The organism is Pseudomonas sp. PA-4-8C, assembly GCF_021606625.1.
In the GTDB taxonomy this organism is placed as follows: domain Bacteria; phylum Pseudomonadota; class Gammaproteobacteria; order Pseudomonadales; family Pseudomonadaceae; genus Aquipseudomonas; species Aquipseudomonas lactis.
This window is the reverse complement of record NZ_WKCD01000550.1, coordinates 1-1,142: the sequence shown is the minus strand read 5'-3', so window position 1 is coordinate 1,142 and position 1,142 is coordinate 1. Positions and strand designations below refer to the sequence as shown.

The following is a 1,142-nucleotide window of genomic DNA, read 5'->3' as shown; positions in this document are numbered from 1 at the left end:
CAGTACCAGGCTGCACAGCGCTGGCAAAAACAACAGCGTCAACACCGTGCCCACCAACACCCCGCCAATCAGCACATAGGCCAGGGACGACCAGAACACCGACAACGTCAACGGAATAAACGCCAGCGCCGCCGCCAGTGCGGTCAGGATCACGGGGCGGGCACGCCGCACGGTGGCTTCGATAATGGCCTCGCGAATCGCCATGCCGTGGTCCTGGTTCTGGCGTATCTGGTCGGTGAAGATCAGCGTGTTGCGCATCAGGATGCCGCCGATGCCGATCAGGCCCAGGATCGCGTTGAAGCCGAACGGCTGGTTGAACAACAACAAGGTGGGCACTGCGCCGATCAGGCCCAAAGGCGCGGTAGCGAACACCATGAACATCACGCCAAAGGAGCGCACCTGGAACATGATCACCGTGAGGGTCAGCAGGATCATGATCGGGAACAGCGCCGCCAGGGCGACGTTGGCCTTGGCGCTTTCCTCAACCGGGCCGCCGATGTCGATTTTGTAACCGCTGGGCAACTTCGCGATCAGCGGTTGCAGGTCTTTGTACACGGCCATTTCCACATCGGGCGGTTGTACGCCGTCGATGATGTCGGCGCGCACTTCCACGGTGGTGGCGCGGTCGCGGCGCTTGAGGATCGGCTCTTCCATTACCGCTTGGAAATGCCCGACCTGGGCCAATGGCACCGACGTACCGGCGCTGTTGGTCAGCGTCATGTTGTTGAGGTTGGCCAGGTCTTCACGCTGGCTGCCCTGGGCACGGGCCACCACCGACACGGTGCGGTTGCCTTCGCGCACTTCGGTGATCGGGTTGCCGCTGAGCAAAGCGTTGAGCTGGGACTTGACCTCGTCCGGCGTGAACCCCAGCAGGCGCAAGCGATCCTGATCCAGCACCAGGCGATAACCGCTGGCACGTTCGCCCCATTCGAGGAAGGTGTCGCGGGTCAGCTTGTTGCCGGCTACCACCTGACGCACGTCTTCAGACAGCCCGCGCAGCACATTCAGGTCCGGCCCGGAAACGCGGAACACCACCGGGAACGGCACTGGCGGGCCGAAGACGAGCTGTGTGACCCGAACCCGCGCCGAAGGGAATTCGCCTGCCGCAATGCGCTCACGCATCCGCAGTTTCAGTGCGTCGC

The 1,142-nt window shown here is 63.2% G+C and carries 1 protein-coding gene; it reads right to left on the bottom strand.

Annotated elements, in window-relative coordinates:
- Nucleotides 1–1,142 (bottom strand): efflux RND transporter permease subunit (locus GIW04_RS30885; RefSeq protein ID WP_236479632.1); only part of this gene is annotated, 1,142 nt, incomplete at both ends.